This is a genomic window from Streptococcus sp. WM07, assembly GCF_004570525.1.
Classification (GTDB): Bacteria; Bacillota; Bacilli; order Lactobacillales; family Streptococcaceae; genus Streptococcus.
Map to the genome: position 1 here is coordinate 1 of NZ_SPPZ01000318.1, position 303 is coordinate 303.

The following is a 303-nucleotide window of genomic DNA, read 5'->3' on the forward strand; positions in this document are numbered from 1 at the left end:
TCGCTTACCTTATCCTGAAGATGAAAATGTAACGATTTTACCCCATTCTTCCTACTCCGAGACTTTCTATCAAGCAAAGTCTTGGGATCAAGTGCGCCGTGTCTGCCAATTTTCACAAAGAAAGGAAGGAGAACTCTTCTATGACGTTACTTCTCTTGTGACCAATCTAACTGGTGGAGTTAGCCAGGAATATTTTCAACTTTATCGAAAACGGGGACAGTCTGAAAATTTCATAAAAGAGATGAAATCTGGATTTTTCGGTGATAAGACAGATAGTTCAACTTTAATCAAGAACGAAGTTCG

The 303-nt window shown here is 38.9% G+C and carries 1 protein-coding gene; it reads left to right on the forward strand.

Going from position 1 to position 303, the window contains the following annotated elements:
- The coding region (locus tag E4T71_RS09385; RefSeq protein WP_167758533.1) for a transposase at positions 1-303 on the forward strand (303 nt) is incomplete at both ends.